We start from the raw sequence: 20614 nt of genomic DNA, 5'->3' as shown, positions 1-20614 counted from the left end.
AGGGTTGCGATGGTGCTGACCAGCACCGGTTTCGGCGGCACCGAGGAGAATCCCACGACCAGCGGGGTGCAGGAGATGACGCTCTCGCGGCCCAACGCGCTGGAAGCCACGGGGTCGGCAGGCTGGATGATGCCGCGCTAGCGGCGGGCCTGCTCGCCAGGAAGGTGCGCGGCAGCGACCCGCGCCCCTTCCCTCCCCGGTCCCTACCCGGTGGACTGGCTGTCTGGGATGCAAGAGAAGATGGGCGATACTCCAGCTCGCGCCATGCCTGCCCACGCCCAAGAGGTCGTCTTCGCCGCCGTGGGGGACGTCCACGGACACATGAACCGGATGGTGGATCACCTCCAGAACCAGGCGGAGGCCCTGCGCCGGCCGTTCGACTTCGTCCTCCAGGTCGGTGACTTCGAACCCCACCGTGACGAGGCGGACCTCGCCACCATGTCCGCCCCCGCGAAGTACCGGCAGCTGGGCGACTTCGCGGCGTATCACCAGAACCGGCGGCGCTTCCCCTGGCCGCTGTACTTCATTGGCGGCAACCACGAGCCCTACGGCTACCTGGACGCCCACCCCGAGGGCTTCGAGCTGATCCGCCACTGTCACTACCTGGGTCGCGTCGGCGTCGTGGACCTGCACGGCCTGCGCGTGGTGGGCGTGTCCGGCATCTACCAGGAGGAGTCCTTCCGCGCCGCGCGCCCGCCCCTCTCCGCGCGGAGCTCCGTCTCCAACAAGGCCTTCACCTACTTCAACGAGCGGGACATCGAGCAGGCCCTGGAGCTCGGGCGCGCGGACGTGCTGCTCGTCCACGACTGGCCGTCGGGCATCATCGGCCCGGACGACGCCGCTGGCTTCCAGGGAAAGCGCCGCAGCCCGAACGCCGACACCGTGGGCAATGAATACGCACGGCTGCTCGTGGACGCGCTCCAGCCGAAGCTGGTGCTCTGTGGCCACATGCACAGGTCCTACCGCGCCTCCGTCCACCACGCCTCCGGGCGGACGACCCAGGTGCGCTGCCTCGCCAGCGTCGAACAGGGGTTGGACGCCTTGGGTGTCTTCCATTTCAAGGGCGACGCGCACTCCGAGACGTTCCTCAGCCGATGACCGCCACGGAACCCGCGACACGGCAGCGCTTCACGGCGGCGACCCGGCTGGAGCGCCACCGGCACGTCACGGGCTACACCGCCGTCGTCGTCGCGGGGGGCTACGTGGAGGCGGGGGACTCCGGCCGCTTCCGGCTGCGCGCGGGCTCCGTGGTGTTCCACCGCGCCTTCGAGGCGCATGCGAACCACTTCGACACCACCGGGGCCGTGGTCCTCAACCTGCCACTGCCCGCCTCGGTGCCGGACATGGCGGTGGGGCTGCTGCGGGACGTGGATGCCGTGGTGCGGCTGGCCGGGACGGATCCTCGGGCGGCGGCGGAGCTTGTCGCATCGTCAGGGGTGGCTCCCCTCACGGGCCCTGGGGACTGGCCGGACCTGCTCGCCGCGGCGCTGCGCGACAATCCCTCGCTGGGACTCACGGGCTGGGCGGAGGCCACGGGCCTCGCGGCGGAGACCGTGGCTCGCGGCTTCAAGCGGGCCTATGGCGTCTCCCCCAAGCGCTACCGGGCCGAGGTGCGCGCGCTCCAGGCGTGGCGGCGGATCCCCTGCTCGACGCTGCCGCTCGCGCAGCTTGCCCTCGCGCTGGGCTTCACCGACCAGGCGCACATGACCCGCGACGTCGTCGCCCTGACGGGACGGACGCCCGCGGCCCTGCGGCGCGAAGCCTCTCGGCCCGAGGGTCAACTGGATTCAAGAACAGCCCGGCGCTAGCGACTACACGCAGGGGGCATGAACCGACGCGATTGTCTCTCCGCCCTGCTCGCCCTGCCCTTCGCCGCGACGGTGGGCTGCGCCTCCCGAAGCCCACGTCCCCCGTCGGCCGCCTCCCCTTCCCGCACGCGCTGGCAGGTCGCCGGCTCCGAGGGCATGGATGCGCTCTGCTTCCTCAATCCGCTGTCCGGTGATGCGTTCTACACGCGCTACTACGCGGAGGAGCTGGCGCGGTTCACGCCGCGCTTTCCCGTGGACGCCGTCACTGCGCTCCAGCAACTCAAGGCGTCGTCGAAGGCACAGGACCGGCTGATGGGCCCGTTCCTCTGTCTGGTGTTCTCCGCCGGGCCCACGGCGACGCTCGCGGACGTGCGCGGTGCGCTCACGAACGCCGAGGCACAGTTGCTTCCAGGCTTCCGCGCCAGCCCCTACTGGGAGCCCGAGGCCTGGGACTGGTTCCTCACATCCCGTCCGGAGCTGGCCCGCGTGCTCGAAGCACTGGCCGCTGCTGGCTTCCCCACGTTCCGTCGGGACGTGCTCGGAGACCGCGTGGAGCTGCGCACGACGGCGCTGCGACAGCGATTGGCCGGAGTGGACGTCATCGCCGAGCAGGAGCGGCTGCTGGGCCACCGACTCCAGGAGGACATCGCCATCGACCTGATGCACTTCTCCAAGCCTCACGGCATCAAGGTCATCGGGCAGCGGTTCCTGACGCACCTGACCTACTCCGACGAGCTGGTCATCCGGAACGCGGCCCACGAAATCCTGCACCCACCCTTCGACGTCGCGCATCCCTCCATTGTCGCGGCATTGGAGGTGCTGCGACGCGACCCGCTGCTCACCCGCATCGTCGCGGACCATGACCCGGCCTTCGGCTACACCACGCTCGAAGGCCTCTTCAACGAGGACACCGCCGAGGCGCTGGAGCAGCTCATCACCGAACGGCTCGGCGTCGCTGTTCCGGCACGCGAGCGCTGGCGCCGCGCCGACGACGGCATGCACGTGCTGGCCGCCGGGCTGTACGGGCTCCTCAAGGCCGACGGCTTCGAGCGCACCGGCGGCGTCATCCAGGAGTGGCTGGGCCGGGCCGCACACGAGGGACGGCTCGGGCCCGCGTCGCTGCACGCGTCCGCGGCCGGCGTGCTGGGGCTGCCGGCCGCGCAGCTCTGGGCGCCGTCCGAGCGGTGAGCGGAAGCGCCCCGTGCACTTGACACCCAGGAAGGCCGCGGACTATTGAGTATTTGAGTCAGTACTCGATAACGACATGGCCCGCCCCGTCTCCATTCGCGACGAAGACATTCTCGATGCCGCGCGAGAGGTATTCCTGGCGCATGGAGTCCGCGCGACCTCCGCGATGGTCGCCGAGCGGGCGCGAGTGTCCGAGGGCATCATCTTCCGCCGGTTCAAGACCAAGGAAGGGCTGTTCCGCGCCGCGCTCGACGTGGACCTCATCGCGCCACCCGAGGTCGCCGGACTTAAGGAACGCATCGGCGTGGGCTCGGTGGTCGAGAACCTCCAGGACGCGGGGGTCGCGCTCGTGGGCATCCTCCGGGTGATGATCCCCCTGTCCATGCTCGCGTTGAGCAATCCGAGCACGCAGCACGAACCCAGCGATGCCGGGAACACCCCGCATCCTCAAGACCCCTACTTCGAGCCCCTCGCGACCTATCTCCAGGGTGAGATGGCCCTCGGTCGCCTCCGAGCCGTGGACCCCGAGGTGTTCACCTACGCATTCCTGGGCGGCCTCAAGGACTACGTCGTGGGGCAGATCTTTCGCACCCCCACCGCTCCGTTCAAGCAGCCCACAGCGCCCGTCTTCGTCCGAACGCTCCTCGATCTGTTGATGCACGGAGCCCAGCGCAGCACCCAGCCCGTCTCTCGCCGCTGAGCCTTCCGCATGACCCATGCCTGCCCCCACAGCTCCTTCGCGCGAAGAATTACTGAGCAAAAAATCAATAACCCTGTGGGCGTCTCTTTCCGTTGCAGCGCACCCCAGTCCGAGGAGGCCGCGTCGGCCCATGAACTTCACGCACGCCACTGCCATTTTCACCGCCGCCCTGCTGCTGTTCGCTGACGCCGCGAGCGCGCAGACGTCGGAGGACCGCGCTTATGTGGGCTTTACCTACAAGCGAGGCACGGAGATTGGCTCGCAGGGAGAGAAACTGGATGGGCACCTCCAACTCGAGGTGCGCCCGCTGCTCCCCTCTTTCTCCCTGGGCCAGACGCGACTCGTTCCGCTTCTGGGCTTCGGGACCCAGTGGATGGGATTGCAGCGCCGAGGCCGGCTGATCAACGCGGGGGAGGGACAGCTGGGCGGAAAGCTCCAGAACTTCCAGCTCGGCCTCACGCTCGTGCGCCCGGTGGCACCCCGGTGGCTGGTGATGGTGGGGGCCTCCGGAAGCGCGAGCACGGACTTCTCGAAGGACTTCAACCTCGGGACGGACACGTCAGTGTCGGCCTTCGCCATGGCGAACTACTTCATTGGCGGAGACCCGAGAAAAACCCTGACGCTGGGCGTGGCTTCGCAATATCCGTTCGCCGCGGTCCCCGTCTTTCCCCTGGTGGGCTTCGCCTACCGCATGGACCCCTACATCCTGGAGCTGGGTTTTCCACGGGGCTCGGTGCTCATGAAGGTGGGCAGTGGACTTGAATGGGGCTTCACGGGCGCATTCGACCTTCAGGTCTTCCGCGTCCAGCCGCCGGCCAGCAGCCCGCTGCAGGCCCCCCTCTTCGCGCGGGAGATGGCGCTGCGTTTTGGCCCCACGATGAATGTTCGTCTGGGCACGGGCGACCTGTGGCTGAGTTCCTCCGTGGGCGTCGACTTCTTGAACGACTACGCCCTGCTCGACGAGGACCGGAAACGGATCTCTTCCAGCTTTTCCCCCTCGACGAAGCCCGCGCCCTACCTGCGGATCATGATGAGCTGGCGCCCGCCTCATCGCGCCGCCTCCCTCAAAACCAACCCATGAAGCCCGGTCATCCGCGACAGAGGACCGGGCCTCGTCTCATTCCAACGTCGCCATCGGGCGGGCCCTACGCCTTGAACATGCCAATCACTTCCGAGGACGGCATCGGACGGGAGAACATCGGGAAGTCGTACTTGAGCGCATTCTTGTGCTCTTCCGGCGAGGTGGCGGAGGTGCAGTCGGTGAGGGTGATGACGTCGTAGCCGTGCTCGTACGCGGTGCGCATCGTCGACTCGACACAGCAGTTCGTGAGGAAGCCGCCGATCACCACCGTCTTGATGCCCTTGCTGCGCAGGATGAAGTCGAGGTTGGTGCTGGCGAAGGTGTCCAGGCCGCGCTTGCCTTCGATCACGATGTCGCCCTTCTGCGGCTCCAACCGGTCGATGATCTGCGCACCCCAGCTGCCCTTCACGAACGCCTTCCCGTCGACCACGCCCTTCAAGATGCCGTAGGGGTGCCGGGTCAGCTCGCCGTAGCCCTCGGCGAAGGAGATGGGCGCGTGCATCACCGTCACGCCCTTCGTCCGCGCGGCCTTCACCAGCGCCACGGTGTTCTCCAGCATCTTCGTCTCGGCCATCACGCCCTTCACCGCAGGGTGCAGCACCCCTCCCTCGGTGGCGAACTCGTTCTGGTACTCAATCAGCAGCACGGCGGTGGTCGACGGGTCGAGCGACATGGCGGACTCCGGGGCGAAGGGCCTGCCCCCCGCGGGCAGGTCCGGCATGTTTGACAGCCCGCCGGAGAAGCGGTCAAGCCGCGCCCTGCGCATCCGTCACCGGGTCGAAGCAGGCGGCATCCCTCCGAGCGTCAGACCGTCGGGGGCCGGGGCGTCGCTGTGCGGCGCCGTGCTAGCCTGAGCCTCCTCCCATGAACTTTCGTTTTCAGTGCTGGGTGCAGCGGCACGCCAGTCGTCGGGTCACGCTCACACCGTTGGCCCTGCCCCACCTCGCCGTGCATGCGGACTCGCTGGAGAAGGCCACCGAGGAGCTGACGCTGGCGCTGGATGATCAGCTCACCCGCGTGCACCCCCGTCGCGTGCCGGAGTTCATCGCCGCGTCCGATGGCGTCCTCCACACGCTCGAGGTGCCGGGCATCCCCGTCTGGGGCGCGGAGGACAACACCGTCGCGCCGCTGCACTTCACCGCCGTCGTCGCCCCCGCGCACCAGTCCTTCATCGGCCTGCACACCCCGCGCCTCGGCACGCACCTGTGGTTCCAGGGCAAGGCGCTCCCCAAGGACGCGGCGGATCGCCTGAGCGAGCAGCTGGAGGACCTCTCCGACGCGCGTCGGCTCGCGCTGCGCCCGGAGGGCGCGGAGTCGCTGGTGGAGCTGGAGGTGCAGGCCACGCCCACCCTGCTCGCGGCCCTCACCCCTCGCCAGCTCCACCTGGACATCCGCCCGCCGCCGCGTCCTCCGGATGCGCCCGCGGAGAAGTCGGACGCCGGCCCGGAGGACGACGACGAGGACGCGCTGGACCTGGACTCGTGGGAGCCGCGCCGCCGCTCCCGCCGCCGCGACGGGGGCGCCAACAAGCCAGAGAAGCCGCCGCCCACGCCCACGTTGGACCGCATCGCCGTGCCCTGGCACAAGCTCGCCCAGGACGAACAGCTCGACCCCGCGTACGAGCAGGATGCCCTGGTGACACTGCTCCGCGCACGGCTCGCCGCGAAGGACGCGGAGTCCGTGGTGCTGGTGGGCCCGTCGGGCGTGGGGAAGACGGCGGTGCTCCACGCGCTCGCCCAGGCGCTGCGCGCCCCTGGCGCCACCACGTCCGAGAAAGCCCGTCCCTTCTTCTTCCTGGACGGCAGCCGCCTCATCGCGGGCGAAGGCATGATGGGCGACTGGCAGCAGCAGGTCATTCGCTGCTTCCGCGAGGCCAGCGAGTCCCACGCGCTGCTCAGCCTGGGCCACGCGGTGGACCTGCTGGACGCGGGCAAGAGCGCGCACAGCGACCAGAACGTGGCACAGCTCCTCTTGCCGCTGCTCGCCACCCGCGAGGTGTCCGTGGTGGCCGAGGCCACGCCGGAGACGTGGGCGCAGGTGGAGCGCCGCAACACCAGCTTCGCCCGCCTCTTCTCCGTGGTGCGCGTGGAGGAGCCGTCACCGGACGCGCTGGCCCGCATCCTCGCGCGCGTGGCCGAGGACGACGCGGGGCCCAAGCCGCTGGAGGTGCTGCCCGAGTCGCTCGACGAGGCGCGCTTCCTCTGCCGCCGCTTCCTGCCCTACGGCGCGCAGGTGGGCAACTCCGTGGCCTTCCTCCGCCGCCTGCTGGCCACGTGCGCGCACGCCGCCCTGCCGCGCGTCACCCGCCTGGACGCCCTCCGCCAGTTCGCCTCCGAGTCCGGCATCCCCGAGTCGCTCCTGCGCGACGACGTCCCGCTGGAGCCGGCCCAGGTGCGCGCCTTCCTCTCCGCGCGGGTGCTGGGACAGGAGACCGCGGTGGAGCGCGCGGCGGCGGTGGTGTCCGTGCTCAAGGCGGGCCTCGCTGACACGCGCCGTCCGCTGGGCGTGCTGCTCTTCGTGGGCCCCACCGGCGTGGGCAAGACGGAGCTGTCCAAGGCCCTGGCGGAGCTGCTCTTCGGCGCGAAGGAGCGCATGGTCCGCCTGGACATGGGCGAGTACGCCGGCCCGGATGCGCTGCTGCGCCTGCTGGGGGATGGCGAGACGCCCGGGCACCTGTCCGCGGCGGTGCGACGCCAGCCCTTCTGCGTGGTGCTGCTGGACGAGGTGGAGAAGGCCCACCCCGCCGTGCACGACGCGCTGCTGGGCGTGCTGGGCGAGGGCCGCCTCACCGACGCGTCCGGCCGCTTCACCGACTTCCGCAACGCGGTGCTCGTGCTGACGAGCAACCTGGGCGCGGACACCTGGCGCGCGCGCGTGGGCTTCGACTCCTCCGGCGGAGCGCCCGACACCGCCGCCCTGCGCGCGCACTACCTCGCGGAGGTGCAGCGCTTCTTCCGGCCAGAGCTGTTCAACCGACTCGATGACGTCGTCGTCTTCTCGCCCCTCTCCGCGGACCTGCTGCGCCGGCTGGTGGTGCGCGAGGTGGAGGCCGTGTGTCGCCGCCCGGGCCTGTCCCTCCACGACGCGGCGCTGGAGGTCTCCCCTGCCGCGCTGGACTGGCTGGCCGCGCGCGGCTTCGACCCGCGCTACGGCGCCCGTCCCCTCAAGCGCGCACTGGAGCGGGAGCTGGTGGTGCCAGTGGCGGCGTGGCTCGCCGCGCACCCTCGGGGCGGGGCGGTGAAGCTGTACGTGGAGGCCGGCGACGCGGGGCTCACGCTGCGCGCGGAGGCGGTGGGCGGAGACGCCGAGGGTGTGGGGCGACAGGCCATCGAACAGGTGCTGGAGGACGCGGCCTCCTTGCGCGCGGAGGTGCAGCGCTGGAGCCGCTCCGAGCCCATGCTGGCCCTGCGGCGCGAGCTGGCCGTCTTCGACAAGGCGTCGCGTCAGCCGGCGTACTGGGAGGAGCGGGCCCTGGCCGAAGCGTCCTCGCGCAAGTCGTCCGAGGCGCGCGAGTTGGACAAGGCCTTCCGCGACTGCGCGCAGCAGGCCGAGGCCGTGGAGGACCTGCTCTTCGAGGCGCACCTCACGCGCGCCGTGGGGCAGGCGGAGTCGATGGCCCGCGATGTGGCGGGGTTGCGGCGGGCCTTCCAGCCCCTGCGCGGGCGCATCTACGGCAGCCTCTTTCCGCCCTCGCGCGGCGTCACCCTCTTCCTGGTCCCCGGGCGCGGCGCATGGCCACACCTGTGCATGCTGGCCAAGGCCTACGAGGGTTGGGCCCAGGGCCAATCCCTCTCCTTCCACCGGGCCCTGCTGCGACCCGAGGAGTCGAAGGACCCCAAGGAGGGCGAGAAGAAGAAGCCTTCTCGCAAGGACGTCCCGCTCTATTGGGGTTGGGAGCAGAAGGCGACGCTGGAGGAATTGAAGAAGCCTCCCGCCGCGTATGCGTTGCAGCTCACCGGTGACACGCTGCCGCTGCTGCTGGCGGGCGAGCACGGCGTGCACCGCTTCGTCGAGGGCAGCCAGGCCGCGCTGGTGCGCGTGCGCTTCGAGCCGCAGCCCCTGTCGCTGCACGCGCTGCCGGCGCTGGAGGACCTGGAGAAGTCGCTGACGAAGCAGGAGGTGCGAAGGCTGCGTCCGTCCGCCAGCGACATGGTGGGAGGCTCGCTGGAGGACCTGCGCACCGGCGCGAAGCAGCGCTATGGGCCGACGGGGCCGGACATGGAAGCGCTGCTGGAAGCGTGGTTGCAATGGCGTGTCTTCGGCACGCGGGAAGAGGGCTGACGCCATGGACCTCAAACTGCCCCTGGTGGTGTCACCCCTTGGCGGACGGCTGGTGCAGGCGTGGGTGCCCGCCTTCTGGCCCCGCCTGAGCGGCGTGGGTCCCAGCCTGTCCACGCTCCGCGACGAGCTGGCGCTCGCCGTGATGGAGCGCTTCGAGAAGGAGCCCGCGGCCAACGTCGCGGCCTACCAGCTCCCGCCGCACCTGGCCCTGCGGCAGGTGAAGGTGGACACGGAGGCGAAGGACCGGGAGAAGAACAAGCGCATCGTCCTCCAGGGCCGCATGGCCGTGCTGCTGGAGAAGTGGCCGCGCGATGAGTTCTGGGTGGTGACGCCCACCCGGCTGCCCCAGGCCCGCTTCGCGCTCGCGGACCCGGAGGCGCTGGCCCCGGCGCTCGCGCGTCGGCTGTCCGCGTGGTGCCTGGAGCACGACCTGGACAACCTGGACGAGGCCTGGGCCACCGGACACGAGCGTCTGGAGTTGCTGGAGGTGGATGCGTACGCGCCCACCATCCTTCCCCGGACGCCTCCCAGGCATCCCACCCCGGTGCGCCGCCGCAAGGCCGCCGCCGAGAAGAAGAAGGAGGAGCCGGCCCCGGAGACACCCGAGCAGCGCGAGGCGCGCCGCAACCGCCGCCGCCTGTCGCTCGTGGAGCTGCGCGCGGTGGCGCGCAACCTGAGCCATGGCGCGCGGGACGGGGCCCTGGAGCGCTGCTTCGGCCGCGAGCCGTTGGTGCGCGAGGTGGTGGACGCGCTGGAGGGCCGCGAGGGCGGCGCGGTGGTGCTCGTGGGCCCGTCCGGCTCCGGCAAGACGGCGCTGGTGCACGAGGCCGTCACGCGCCTCACCGCGCGGCAGGACGCCGCGGGCACCCGGCGCGACGTGTGGCGCGTGGACGGCAACCAGTTCATCGCGGGCATGATGTACGTGGGCCAGTGGGAGGCCCGCGCGCGCGGCGTGGTGAAGGAGCTGGTGGAGGTGGGCGACCTGCTCTACGTGGACGACCTGGCGTCGCTCGTCTACGCGGGGCGCACCCACAACGAGCGCACCAACGTGGCGCAGTACCTGGAGCCGCACCTGGCGCGCGGCGAGCTGACGGTGCTGGCCGAGTCCACGCCGGAGCGCTTCGAGCGCGTGCGCGAGGAGGCCCCCACCTTCGCCTCCCTCTTCCGCGTGGTGCACGTGCCCGCGCTGGACGCACGCGCCACGCTGCCCGCGCTGCTGGGCACGCTGCGCGAACTGGAGGCCGCGACCTACGCGGGCGCGGTGCGGCTGTCCCCGCTGGCGCTGGAGACGCTGCTGGATTTGCAGCAGCGCTTCGTCGCGCACGAGGCGTTCCCGGGCAAGGCCGTCCGGCTGCTGCGCCGGGTGGTGTCGCGGCCCGGCACCGCGGAGGGCGGCGTGCGCCGCTTCACGCAGGAGGACGTCACCTCCGCCATGCGCGAACAGACGGGCCTGCCGGACTTCGTGCTGGGCAGCGCGCCGCCGAAGACGCGCGACGTCCTGGAGCGCGAGCTGGCGGCGCAGGTGGCGGGCCAGCCAGAGGCGGTGTCCGCGGTGGTGGATGCCATCCTCACGCTGCAGCGCTCGCTCCAGCCGCCGGACAAGCCGCTGGCCACGTACCTGTTCGTGGGCCCCACCGGCGTGGGCAAGACGGAGACGGCCAAGGCCCTGGCGCGCACCCTCTTCGGCAGCGAGGGGCGGCTGGTGCGCTTCGATATGTCGGAGTTCGTGTCCGCGGCCAGCATCACCCGGCTGCTCGGCATGCCGGGCGCGCCGGATGGCGAGCTGACCACCGCGCTGCGCACCCAGCCCTTCTGCGTGGTGCTCTTCGACGAGGTGGAGAAGGCGCACCCGCGCATCTTCGATGCGCTGCTCCAGTTCCTCGGCGAGGGGCGGCTGACGGACGGCGCCGGCCGCACGGTGGACGCGCGCCAGGCGGTGGTCGTGCTGACGTCCAACCTGGGCGTGCGCGAGGCCGCGGCCCGCACGGGCTTCCACCGCACGGCCGACAGCGCGGAGGCGCACTACCTGTCGTCGGTGCGCGCCTTCTTCCGGCCGGAGTTTTTCAACCGGTTGGACCGGGTGGTGCCCTTCCGCCCGCTGACGCCCGCCGCGCTGCGCGTGGTGGTGGAGCACGCGCTGGAGTCGCTGCTGTCGCGCCGGGGCATCCGCCGCGGCAACGTGCTGGTGGAGGTGGAGCCCGCGCTCCTGGACCTGCTCGTGGAGCAGGCCTACGACCCGCGCTACGGCGCGCGTCCCCTCAAGCGCGCGCTGGAGCGGCGCCTCACGGTGCCCCTGGCCCACCACCTGGTGCGCCGTGGCGCCGAGGACCTGGCCCGGGTGGAGCTGTTCCGCCGGGGCGACGACATGGGCCTGTCCGTGGAGCTGATGGCGCGCGAGCCGGCCTGGACGCCGGAGGCGGATCCCGCGGGCTGGACGCTGGCGGACGTGTCGCGCGTGCTGGAGGAGACGGCGGCGCGGCTGGACGCGCTCGTCGCCCCGGAGCCGGGCCCCGAGGAGGCAGAGCTGGTGGAGCGGCTGGAGCGCCTCCGCGCGGAGGCGGTGGACATCCGGGAGAACGAGCTGGCGGAGCGCGACTTCGTGGAGACGGAAGAGGCGGTGCCCAAAGAGCTTGAGCGCGCGTACGGGTGGAGCCGCAACCCCGGTCGCGGCGGCCTCCGGGCCCGGCCGACCTATTCCTCCCTGCCCCTGCCGGTGTCGCGCGAGGAGCGGCTGCGTCGCTGCCGTCCCCGGGTGGTGAACCTGCGGGATGAGACGGAGTGGCTCGCGCATCAGCTCGCCTGTCGCGAGCGTGGTCCGGACGTGCGGGCCGTGCTCATCGAGGGCCTGGGCGATGCGCCCGTGTCCGCGCTGGAGGCGGTGATGCGCGCGCTGCCGCAGGACCTGGGCCGCGCGGCGGTGCACGAGGAGCGCGTGGAGCCGGACGGCCGCATCGCCTGGGCCGCGCCCGGCTCGCAGCGTCCGGCGGGGGTGCGCGTGCGGCGCATCGCCGTGAGCCTCACGGCCTTCGGACTCGCGGAGGTGCTGGCGCCGCTGGAGGGCTACGCGCTGGTGGAGCTCCTCCGAGGCGACCTGGTGCGCCCGGCGCCCGTGCGCGTGGAGCTGCTGGACGGCGACGCGGGCCTGATGGACGACGTCTCCAAGACCGTGGCCGCGCGCGATGCGGTGCGCACGGCGGAACGCGAAGCACGGCGGGCGGGAACGGCGCGGGAGCAGGGCCGGGGCCGCGCGGTGGTGGAGGGCAGCGAGAGCGCGCTGGTGCACCTGGCGAGTCGGCGCACGCCGTCGGAGGCGCTCGCATGGGCCGGCTGCGTGCTGCGGCGCGCGGCCCGGAAGGAAGGCTGAGCCATGGACAAGAACTTCCACCTCTTCGTGCGTCGCTACCCGGGGCTGGGCGTGGCGGCCCACGTGCTGACGCACCCGCACCTGGCGTCGTTCGCCGCTGACTTGAACACCGCGAGGCTGGACCTGGCGGAGGTGGTGGGCCGCCTCCTGCGCCGTGGCGAGCTGTGGGACGAGGTGACGCACTGGGAGGACCTGCGCCAGCGCCGCATGGCCCTCACCGTGCGCGCCATGCAGCACGGGCGGCTGCTGCCCGTGCCGCTGCGCCTGACGGTGGTGACCCACGGCGGACGGGGCACGGCCCGGGCCCCGCGCAAGGGCGACGCGGCGAAGGGGCCGCTGCGGGTGTGGGTGCCGCGCGTGGAGGTGGCGGGCACGCTGCACGACGCGGCGGACCTGGAGTCCTACGTGGAGGAGCTGGTCCGCCACGAGCTGTACCTCGCGCCGCTGGAGCGACTGCAAGGGCTGGCCTACGTGGGCGAGGAGTCGGTGGAGACGCTGTCCGTGCCGTCGCGCGTGAAGCAGACGTCGAAGGCCCGCGCCGACGAGCAGTCCACGAAGCAGCCGAAGCGCCTGCCTCCGCCTCCCGGGCTCGCGGAGGCCAGCCGCTGCCTCAACGAGGAGGCGCGCGCCGGACTGCTGGAGCGCGCGTGGGAGCGCGACGCGGAGGTGAACCGGCTCGCGGAGGCCGTCACGTCGGGAACGCGCGCCAGCGTGCTGCTGGTGGGCCCGTCGTCGGTGGGCAAGACAGCGCTGGTGCATGAGCTGGTGCAGCGCGCGGAGGTCGCTGGCGCGGGACATCCCCTGCACGGCCTGGAGGTGTACAGCTCGTCGGGTGGCCGCATCATGGCCGGCATGCGCTACCTGGGGCAGTGGCAGGAGCGCGTGCAGCACATGGTGGAGGCGCTGCGCGTGCGCCGTGCGGTGCTGCACCTGGACAGCCTGTCGGAGCTGCTCTCGCTGGGCGGGGGTGACACGGGCCTGGACGTGGCGCGCCACCTGCTGCCGGCGCTGGAAGGCGGCGAGGTGGCGCTGGTGCTGGAGGCCACCCCGGAGGACGTGGCCCGCGCGGAGCGGACCCATGGGGCCTTCCTCCAGGCGCTGCGGCACCTGTCGGTGGCGCCGCTGACGTCCGGGGCCGCGCGCACCGCGCTCCAGCAGGCCTCGCAGCGGGTGGCCCGCGCGCGCAAGGTGCGCTTCACCCCGGATGCGCTGGAGCGCGCCGCCGAGCTGACGGAGCGCTTCGGAGACGGCCCACCGCCCGGTGGCGCGGTGGCCCTGCTGCGCGCGGCCAGCACCCAGCCCTCCTCCACCGGCGAGGTGGACGCGGCCGGGGTGACGCAGGCCTTCTGCACGCGCACCGGCTACCCGCGCGAGTTGGTGGACACGTCCGTGCGCCTGGATCCGGAGGCCCTGCTGCGGCGCTTCCGCGAGCGCATCGTCGGCCAGGACGAGGCCACGCTGCTCCTGCGCAACCTCATCGTCACGCTGAAGACGGGGCTGGCGGATCCGTCCCGTCCGCTAGGCGCCTTCCTGCTGCTGGGCCCCACCGGTGTGGGCAAGACGGAGTCCGCGCTCGCGCTGGCGGAGTACCTCTTCGGCGACACGTCCCGGCTGGCCCGCTTCGACATGGCGGAGTACGCGGCGCCGGGCAGCGCCGCGCGGCTGGTGGGCGAAGGGGGCGGCCAGCAGGGCGGCCTCGCGCGCCGCGTGCGCGAGCAGCCCTTCGGCGTGGTGCTGCTGGACGAGGTGGAGAAGGCGGACGCGGGCGTCCACGACCTGCTCCTCCAGGTCTTGGGCGAGGGACGCCTCACGGACGGCACCGGCCGCACCGTCAGCTTCCGCAACACCGTGGTGCTGCTCACCAGCAACCTGGGCGCGGACAGCGCGGGGCGCTCGCTCGGCTTCGGCGGAGGCAGCGTGCGCGACCTGGAGCAGCACTACCTGGGCGCCGCCACCGCGTTCTTCCGGCCCGAGCTGCTGAACCGGTTGGATCAGGTGGTGCCCTACCGGCCCCTCACCCCGGACGTCATCCGGGCGCTGGCGCGGCGCACGCTGGAGGCGGCCCTGACGCGCGAGGGGCTCACCCGTCGCGGCGTGAAGGTGTCCTTCGGGGAGGACGTGGTGGACTACCTGGCGCGCACCGGCTTCGACGCGCGCTATGGCGCCCGGCCCCTGAAGCGCGCGGTGGAGCAGCACGTGGTGACGCGGCTGGCCCAGTGGCTCGCCGGGCACGCAGGCGCCCCACCCGCGCAGGTGCTGCTGCGGGTGGGGACGGACGGAACGGTGGAGCTCTCCCGGACGCCAGCAATGAACTGATCCGCCGGGGCAGGCGCCGGGGCTACCGGCGCTCGCTGTCCAGGTGGTGCATCTGCTCCGCCCCGTAGCGCTCGCCGGAGATGTTCACGAGCGACTCCAGGGCCGCCGCGTCCTCCTTCGACAGCGGCCGGGAGAGCGCACCCAGGGCGTCGTCCAGCTGCGCCACCGTCTTCGCGCCCACCACGGGAACGAAGGCCGGCTGGCGCGCGAGCACCCAGGCAATCGCGAGCTGGCCCGGCGTCATCCCGCGCTCCCGGGCGAAGCGCTGGAGCGCGGCCACGCTGTCCTGGTTCTTCTCGCCGTCGGCGCCCGTGAAGCGCGGCAGCCAGGCGCGAAAGTCGCCCTTCCCCTTCGGCTTGCTCCCCGTCAGGAGCCCTCGCGACAGGACGCCGTAGAGCGTCGCGCTGATGCCCAGCTCGTGGAGCACGGGGAAGATGGCGGCCTCGGGGCCGCGGGTCGACACCGCGTACTCAATCTGCAGGTCGACGATGGGGTGCACGCGGTGCGCGCGGCGGATGGTCTCCACGCCCATCTCCGACAGCCCGATGTGGCGGACGTAGCCGGCCTTCACCAGCTCCGCGATGGCGCCGATGGTGTCCTCGATGGGGACGGCCGGATCCAACCGCGCCGGGCGGTAGATGTCGATGACGTCCACGCCCAACCGCTTCAGGCTGTAGGCCGCGAAGGTCTTCACCGCGGCGGGGCGCATGTCCATCCCCATCCAGCTTCCGTCCGGACCGCGAAGCGCACCGAACTTCACCGACACCTGGACGCGCTCCCTGCGGCCCGCGATGGCGCGCCCCACGAGCATTTCGTTGTGGCCCATCCCGTAGAAGTCCCCGGTGTCGATGAGGGTGACACCCCGGTCGATCGCGGTCTGGATGGTGCGGACGCTCTCCGCGTCATCCGTCGCGCCGTACATGCCGGACATGCCCATGCACCCCAGCCCGAGCGGGAAGACCTCCGGGCCCGTGGAACCCAACTTCACCGTGCGCTGCGCCTGCTTCGTCTCTTGCGTGGCCATGTGTCGTCCCCTTCGTGTGAGGAGAGATTCATCATTCGCCATGCTGAAATCCATTGAATAGGATGTATCTCAAGCATGAACGACATCTATGGAAGGAACCTGGACCTCAACCTGCTCCGCGTCTTCGTCGTGGTGGCGGAGGCAGGCAGCGTCACGGCGGCGGCCGAGCGTCTCTACCTCACGCAGCCCGCAGTGAGCGCGGCGCTGAGGCGGCTCGCCTCCACGGTGGGGGCGCCCCTCTTCGTCCGCGCGGGGCGGGGGCTGGCGCTGAGCACGCGCGGCGAGCGCCTGCTCGCTTCGGCGCGGCCGCACCTGGGAGCGCTGGTCGAGGCCACGCTCTCACCGGTGGCATTCGACCCCAAGACGAGCGAGCGGACGGTGCGCCTGGGCCTGTCCGACGTGACGGAGACCTGGCTGCTCCCTGCCCTCCTGAGGATCCTCGCCCTGGAAGCGCCGCGCATGCGGCTGGTGGTGCTGCCCGTGCAGTTCCGCACCGTCGTGGAGGCACTCACCGGCGCCACGGTGGACCTCGCGGTGACGGTGGCGGATGAGCTTCCGGCCGGCACCCGGCGCCTGGAGCTCTTCAACGGCGGCTTCGTGTGCCTCTTCGACCCACGCCACGCGCGCGTCGGAAAGCGCCTCACGCTGGAGCGCTACCTGGACCACGAGCACATCATCGTCTCGTACAACGGAGACCTGCGCGGCGTCGTGGAGGACCACTTCGACGTCCAGCGCCGGGTGCGCGTGTCGGTGCCGACGTTCCAGAGCATCGGTGCCCTGGTGGACGGGAGCGCCCTGCTCGCCACGGTGCCGGCCATGGTCGCGCGCGACATCCTCCGGCTGCGCCCGCACCTGCGGACGACGGCGGTGCCGCTCGCGCTGCAAGGCACACCGCTGGAGCTGCTCTGGCGGGGCGCGGTGGAGGACGACGAGGCCATCCGCTTCATCCGCGACCGCGTGGTGCAGGTGACGAAGGACCTCTGGCGCGAGGCGTGACGGCGGGGTGGGCCCCCACGCGCCCGCTTCCGTGACGGAGCGGGCGCGCGGTGCGTGCGACTACTTCACCTGGGTGACCTTGTTGCTCATGCCAGTGCGGCTGATCTTCGGCTTCGACTTGCCGTGGCCGCGCTTCCAGGTGACGGTGTTGGACATCCCCGTCACGGAGATGGCGCTGGTGGCCTCCACCTTCACGGTGTTGCTGGAGCCGCTCACGGTGACGCTCTTGCACTCGCCGGTCAGCGTGACGTTGTTGGACATGCCGGTGATCTCCACCGTGCTGCCCGGCGTGCACTCGTGGGTCGCGGTCTCGTTGGAGCCGGTGACGTCGATGCTGGCCGTCTCCGCCTCATCGTCCTGCGCGGCGGCCGTCATCGGGCCGAAGGTACACGCCATCATCATGAACACTGCCGTGCCGAGCTTCTTGTTCATACGTTGATTCTCCTGATGAGAGGTGCGGGCGGGGCCTGGCGCCGCACGGCCCCATCTACGTGACGGTCGGCGGGATATTCAACCGCTCAGCTCCGGGAGCGCTGAACGGGCCGGAACGGATGCACCCACTTCAGGAACGGCGCGGCGGTGCGCGTCTGGACCCAGACCTTGCCGCGACCGCGGAAGTTGCAGACGAGCCCTTCCCCGCCAAAGAACAGCGTCTTCAGCTTGGAGCCCGGCCGCAGCCCGGGGAGCACCGTCACGTTGTACTGGAGCGTGTCCTCGAACGCGACGACGTAGCTGGTGTCGACCAGATAGCCGTCCGTCACGTCGATCTCCAGGATGGCGCCATACGAGTTGAAGAAGAGGTCGCCGTTGCCCGAAGCCTTGAGGAGCACGAGCCCCTCGCCGCTGAAGAAGCCCTTCGCGCCCTGCCACTTGCCGGTGAGCTCCACGCCTTCGCTGTGCGCGAGGAAGCCGCCGCGCTGGAGCATCAGGCTGTTGCCCTGGAGCCGGTAGTGCATGACGTCGCCGGGCGAGGCCGGGGCGAGATCCAGCTCGCCCGCGCCATGCTTCGCGGTGAACGTGTTGACGATGAGGCTCTCGCCTCCGAGCATCCGCCCGAGGGAGCGCCCCACGCCGCCGCGCATCCCGGCCTTGAGCTCGAGGGTGGGCGACATGGTCGCCATGGCGGAGGGCTCGGCGAGGATCTTCTGCCCCGGCCGCAGCCGCACCGACAGCAGCGCGAAGTCCGGGCGGAGGGAGATGTCGTGGTCGAGGGACTGCGTCGCGAGGGAAGTGGTGCCGCGTACGGCGATGGCCTGATCTTGCATGGTGTGTGTCCTCGCGCCTTCAGTCCGCACGCGCCGTGAGCAGGGGACCGAGCGCCTGTCCGAAGCTCGGCGGGTTGTGGCTCTGGCAGTACAGCTTGCCGCGACCCTTGAACCGGCAGACCAGCCCCTCGCCCCCGAGGAAGCTGCCGATGAGGCTCTTCGACGCCCGGTCCATCTGGAACTGGAGCGTGTCCTCGTACGCGACGATGTGGCCGGTGTCGACGATGTACTCCCCGTCCACCTCGACCTCGTAGATGGCGCCGAAGCTGCTGAGCAGCACGTCTCCGCGTCCGCTGCACTTCACCCAGAAGATGCTCTCCCCGGAGAAGAGCGCCTTGCCAATCCCCTGGAACGTGGCGTCCACCTGGATGCCGGGATCGGAGGCGAGCCAGCTGGAGCCCTGGACGACGAGGTGCCCGGACTCCAGCCGATGCTGGACGATGTCTCCGAGTAGCCCGGGACCGAGGATGAGCTCCTGATCCGCGGCCTGCGCGGTGAAGTGGTTGAGGAAGAAGTTCTCTCCGGCGACCAGTCGCTTGAGGCCGGCGACGAGGCCGCCCCCGCCGCCCTTCTTCGCCGAGGAGGTCTCGACGACGAGGTGGGGACTCATCGCGATCATCGCGCCGACCTCGCAGGTGAGGCTCTCTCCCTGCTGAAGCCGGACGCGGGCCACCGAGGAGGCCGGACGGTTGGTGATTTCAAGCTGCATGGTGTCTCCGTCTGGCTACAGATGCGAGTTGACCCAGCCGGCGAGCCCTTCCAGGGCGCGTGACTGGAGGTAGAGCTTCCCGCGGCCCCGGACGCGCGTGATCAGTCCCTCGCCCGAGAAGAGGCTCGAGAAGATTCCGCCCGCCAGGCCGATGCTGAGCGACAACGTCGGTTCATAGGCCACGAGGTGGCCGCCATCGACGATGAGCTCACCGTCCAGCTCCCGCTCGATGATGCCGCCGTAGGCGCCGAACCAGAGCTGACCGCTCCCCGTTGCGCGGAGGCGGCAGAGCCCCTCGCTGCCGACGAAGCTCGCGAGCCCCGCCCAGCCGACCCCCAGCTTCACCCCCGGCTCACACGCCAGGAAGGCGCCCGGCTGCAGCATCAGCCCCGTGCCCTGGAGCGTGATGGAGGTGATGTCACCCGGGTAGGGCTGCGTGAGGATGACCTCGCCCTCGCTGTCGGTGGCGAACTCGTTGATGAAGAAGGACTCGCCGCCGAAGGCGCGGCGGGCAAAGGCACTGAGGAACCCACCCGCCATGCGCGCGCGCATCTGGAGGGTGGGGCTCATGCTCGCCATCGCGCCGGCCTCGGCGATGAGTCCCTCTCCGGCGCGCAGGCGCACCCGCACGTTGGCGAAGGAAGGTCTGTTGCGGATCTCTGCGTCCATCCACGTTCCTTGATTGCTTCGGGGTGAAGACCGTCAGGGGCTCAGGGCTTCGAGTCCTGCAGCCCGGGTTGTTTCGCATGCCGGGAGACCTGCTCCCAGTCCTGCGTGAGGGCGCGCGGCTGGAAGGCGCCCAGCTTCTCGGAGCGCTGGCGGATCTCCTGCTGCCGGTCCGCGAGCTGCGGGTGGGAGGCCAGCCAGGCAATGGCGCCGGGCACCTCCGCACCGTCCTTCTCCAGGAGGGCGAAGAAGTCGGCGAGCGCGGTGGGTGCGAGCCCCGCCGCCGCCATCATCCGCACGGCTTCGACGTCCGACGCGGTCTCCTGCTCGCGATCATGGCTCGTCAGCAGGCCGTGCTGGGCCAGCTCGACGGCGACGGCGACCAGTCCGCTGGTGTCTCCGAGCAGCAGGTTCACCCCGGCAATCAGGCCCAGGGAGTTCGCGATGCGCTTGATGCCGTGGCGCAGGGTGGCGTGGGCCATCTCATGCGCGAGCACACCGGCGACCTGCTCGGGCGCCTTCGCGGCCTTGAGGAGGCCGGTGAAGAGGACGATCTTCCCGCCCGGGAGGCAGTACGCGTTGACGATGGGCGCATCGACGATGGTGACCTCGAAGGTCATCGGCGTCCCGCCCGCGTGGGGCTTCAGCCGCGAGACGAGCTCGTCGACGGCTTGGACGAGGACGGGGTCGGTGACCTTCGGGCCCTCGAGCGGCATCGACTCCATCGCGAGCTTGCCCACCTGCTCATCGATGGCGATGGGGAGTGCTTCGACGGAGTGGGAGGTCGCGTAGGCGAAGCCCCGATAGGCGCCGTAGCCGACGAGGACGAGGACAAGGAGCGCCAGGAGGCCCCGCAGCAGCGACTGCGTGCGCTCGCGGCGGGCGTCCTGCGTGAGCCGTGTCACCTGCCCCAGCAGCCGCCCGTGTCCCGCGTGCGCCAGCGCCGGGAGGAACGCCGGATCCTCGCAGAAGAGCGTCAGGGTGCGATGGGGCCCGTGACAGAAGACCATCCGTCCGCTGGCGCCGCCCACCTCGAGCTGGCACTCGTCATAGGGAAGGGAGAAGGACTGCCCATGCAGGGTCTCCGCCTCGATGCCGTAAGCGCCCAGGCGAAGCGTCGCGCCGGCCCGCTTGCCGAGTACGTCGTCGCTGAAGAGTCCCCCCTGGAACGTGGAGCCTGAAACCATGGGCGGGCACCTTAGCAGCCACGCCTTCG

General features: G+C 71.2%; 17 protein-coding genes. 10 read left to right on the top strand and 7 right to left on the bottom strand.

The genetic code is table 11. The annotated features are described in order from the left end of the window. The first annotated feature begins 9 nt into the window (after positions 1–9). The 6 genes from D7V97_RS46450 (at position 10) to D7V97_RS04365 (ending at position 4777) form a co-directional block, all read left to right on the top strand. Entirely contained in the window at positions 10–141 is a 132-nt protein-coding gene (locus tag D7V97_RS46450) for a hypothetical protein (protein ID WP_255424749.1), read from the top strand. 123 nt (positions 142–264) lie between these two features. Further along, entirely contained in the window at positions 265–1098 is an 834-nt protein-coding gene (locus D7V97_RS04385) for a metallophosphoesterase (protein ID WP_120609317.1), read from the top strand. Next, entirely contained in the window at positions 1095–1808 is a 714-nt protein-coding gene (locus D7V97_RS04380; RefSeq protein ID WP_199728702.1) for an AraC family transcriptional regulator, read from the top strand. The genes D7V97_RS04385 and D7V97_RS04380 overlap by 4 nt, the downstream gene beginning before the upstream one ends. An 18-nt stretch (positions 1809–1826) precedes the next feature. Further along, the gene (locus D7V97_RS04375; protein WP_120609316.1) at positions 1827–2996 is read left to right on the top strand and encodes a hypothetical protein; all 1170 of its coding nucleotides are present in this window, start codon (positions 1827–1829) and stop codon (positions 2994–2996) included. A gap of 76 nt (positions 2997–3072) precedes the next feature. Beyond that, entirely contained in the window at positions 3073–3696 is a 624-nt protein-coding gene (locus D7V97_RS04370; RefSeq protein ID WP_120609315.1) for a TetR/AcrR family transcriptional regulator, read from the top strand. A gap of 130 nt (positions 3697–3826) precedes the next feature. Continuing rightward, positions 3827–4777 (top strand): hypothetical protein, encoded by a 951-nt coding sequence (locus tag D7V97_RS04365; RefSeq protein WP_120609314.1) that lies wholly within the window; start codon positions 3827–3829, stop codon positions 4775–4777. 64 nt (positions 4778–4841) lie between these two features. Here D7V97_RS04365 and D7V97_RS04360 read toward each other — a convergent pair whose 3' ends face one another. Continuing rightward, positions 4842–5498: a cysteine hydrolase gene (locus tag D7V97_RS04360; protein ID WP_233582505.1), complete on the bottom strand. Its 657-nt coding sequence runs from the start codon at positions 5496–5498 to the stop codon at positions 4842–4844. A 143-nt stretch (positions 5499–5641) separates the two neighbouring features. On the opposite strand from D7V97_RS04360, the gene D7V97_RS04355 reads away from it, so the two are divergent. From D7V97_RS04355 to D7V97_RS04345, 3 genes are read left to right on the top strand one after another with little or no spacing between them, the layout of a single operon-like run. After that, the gene (locus D7V97_RS04355; protein WP_120609313.1) at positions 5642–9058 is read left to right on the top strand and encodes an AAA family ATPase; all 3417 of its coding nucleotides are present in this window, start codon (positions 5642–5644) and stop codon (positions 9056–9058) included. A gap of 4 nt (positions 9059–9062) precedes the next feature. Next, positions 9063–12422, top strand: a complete 3360-nt coding sequence (locus D7V97_RS04350) for an AAA family ATPase (RefSeq protein ID WP_120609312.1) — start codon at positions 9063–9065, stop codon at positions 12420–12422. A 3-nt stretch (positions 12423–12425) separates the two neighbouring features. Then, entirely contained in the window at positions 12426–14738 is a 2313-nt protein-coding gene (locus D7V97_RS04345; RefSeq protein ID WP_120609311.1) for an AAA family ATPase, read from the top strand. Between the two features lie 22 nt (positions 14739–14760). Here the strand turns inward: D7V97_RS04345 and D7V97_RS04340 are convergent, their stop codons facing one another. Continuing rightward, complete coding sequence (locus D7V97_RS04340; RefSeq protein ID WP_120609310.1) at positions 14761–15762, bottom strand: aldo/keto reductase; 1002 nt, start codon at positions 15760–15762, stop codon at positions 14761–14763. A gap of 75 nt (positions 15763–15837) precedes the next feature. On the opposite strand from D7V97_RS04340, the gene D7V97_RS04335 reads away from it, so the two are divergent. After that, positions 15838–16758, top strand: coding sequence for a LysR family transcriptional regulator (locus D7V97_RS04335; protein WP_120609309.1), 921 nt, complete (start codon positions 15838–15840; stop codon positions 16756–16758). Positions 16759–16818: 60 nt separating this feature from the next. On the opposite strand, the gene D7V97_RS04330 is transcribed toward D7V97_RS04335, so the two are convergent. The 5 genes from D7V97_RS04330 to D7V97_RS04310 form a co-directional block, all read right to left on the bottom strand. Further along, a complete protein-coding gene (locus D7V97_RS04330; RefSeq protein WP_120609308.1) occupies positions 16819–17190 on the bottom strand; it encodes a DUF3060 domain-containing protein in 372 nt (123 codons plus the stop codon). Between the two features lie 86 nt (positions 17191–17276). After that, on the bottom strand, positions 17277–18023 hold the full coding sequence (locus D7V97_RS04325; protein WP_120609307.1) for a TIGR00266 family protein: 747 nt from the start codon (positions 18021–18023) through the stop codon (positions 17277–17279). A gap of 19 nt (positions 18024–18042) precedes the next feature. Next, the gene (locus tag D7V97_RS04320) at positions 18043–18732 is read right to left on the bottom strand and encodes a TIGR00266 family protein (protein WP_120609306.1); all 690 of its coding nucleotides are present in this window, start codon (positions 18730–18732) and stop codon (positions 18043–18045) included. Positions 18733–18747: 15 nt separating this feature from the next. Next, a complete protein-coding gene (locus tag D7V97_RS04315; protein ID WP_120609305.1) occupies positions 18748–19401 on the bottom strand; it encodes a TIGR00266 family protein in 654 nt (217 codons plus the stop codon). 41 nt (positions 19402–19442) lie between these two features. Then, positions 19443–20585: a M48 family metallopeptidase gene (locus tag D7V97_RS04310; protein WP_120609304.1), complete on the bottom strand. Its 1143-nt coding sequence runs from the start codon at positions 20583–20585 to the stop codon at positions 19443–19445. Between the last annotated feature and the right edge of the window lie 29 nt (positions 20586–20614).

This window comes from Corallococcus sp. CA053C, from assembly GCF_003611675.1.
Lineage (GTDB): Bacteria > Myxococcota > Myxococcia > Myxococcales > Myxococcaceae > Corallococcus.
The sequence above is the reverse complement of the archived record's forward strand: the minus strand, read 5'-3'. Positions and strand labels throughout refer to the sequence as shown.

Coding starts and splice junctions, on each gene's coding strand:
- D7V97_RS04380 (WP_199728702.1), top strand. CDS start 1,095: ATGACCGCCACGGAACCCGCGACACGGCAGCGCTTCACGGCGGCGACC.
- D7V97_RS04365 (WP_120609314.1), top strand. CDS start 3,827: ATGAACTTCACGCACGCCACTGCCATTTTCACCGCCGCCCTGCTGCTG.
- D7V97_RS04340 (WP_120609310.1), bottom strand. CDS start 15,762: ATGGCCACGCAAGAGACGAAGCAGGCGCAGCGCACGGTGAAGTTGGGT.
- D7V97_RS04375 (WP_120609316.1), top strand. CDS start 1,827: ATGAACCGACGCGATTGTCTCTCCGCCCTGCTCGCCCTGCCCTTCGCC.
- D7V97_RS04320 (WP_120609306.1), bottom strand. CDS start 18,732: ATGCAGCTTGAAATCACCAACCGTCCGGCCTCCTCGGTGGCCCGCGTC.
- D7V97_RS04325 (WP_120609307.1), bottom strand. CDS start 18,023: ATGCAAGATCAGGCCATCGCCGTACGCGGCACCACTTCCCTCGCGACG.
- D7V97_RS04350 (WP_120609312.1), top strand. CDS start 9,063: ATGGACCTCAAACTGCCCCTGGTGGTGTCACCCCTTGGCGGACGGCTG.
- D7V97_RS04315 (WP_120609305.1), bottom strand. CDS start 19,401: ATGGACGCAGAGATCCGCAACAGACCTTCCTTCGCCAACGTGCGGGTG.
- D7V97_RS46450 (WP_255424749.1), top strand. CDS start 10: ATGGTGCTGACCAGCACCGGTTTCGGCGGCACCGAGGAGAATCCCACG.
- D7V97_RS04385 (WP_120609317.1), top strand. CDS start 265: ATGCCTGCCCACGCCCAAGAGGTCGTCTTCGCCGCCGTGGGGGACGTC.
- D7V97_RS04330 (WP_120609308.1), bottom strand. CDS start 17,190: ATGAACAAGAAGCTCGGCACGGCAGTGTTCATGATGATGGCGTGTACC.
- D7V97_RS04370 (WP_120609315.1), top strand. CDS start 3,073: ATGGCCCGCCCCGTCTCCATTCGCGACGAAGACATTCTCGATGCCGCG.
- D7V97_RS04335 (WP_120609309.1), top strand. CDS start 15,838: ATGAACGACATCTATGGAAGGAACCTGGACCTCAACCTGCTCCGCGTC.
- D7V97_RS04310 (WP_120609304.1), bottom strand. CDS start 20,585: ATGGTTTCAGGCTCCACGTTCCAGGGGGGACTCTTCAGCGACGACGTA.
- D7V97_RS04355 (WP_120609313.1), top strand. CDS start 5,642: ATGAACTTTCGTTTTCAGTGCTGGGTGCAGCGGCACGCCAGTCGTCGG.
- D7V97_RS04345 (WP_120609311.1), top strand. CDS start 12,426: ATGGACAAGAACTTCCACCTCTTCGTGCGTCGCTACCCGGGGCTGGGC.
- D7V97_RS04360 (WP_233582505.1), bottom strand. CDS start 5,498: ATGCCGGACCTGCCCGCGGGGGGCAGGCCCTTCGCCCCGGAGTCCGCC.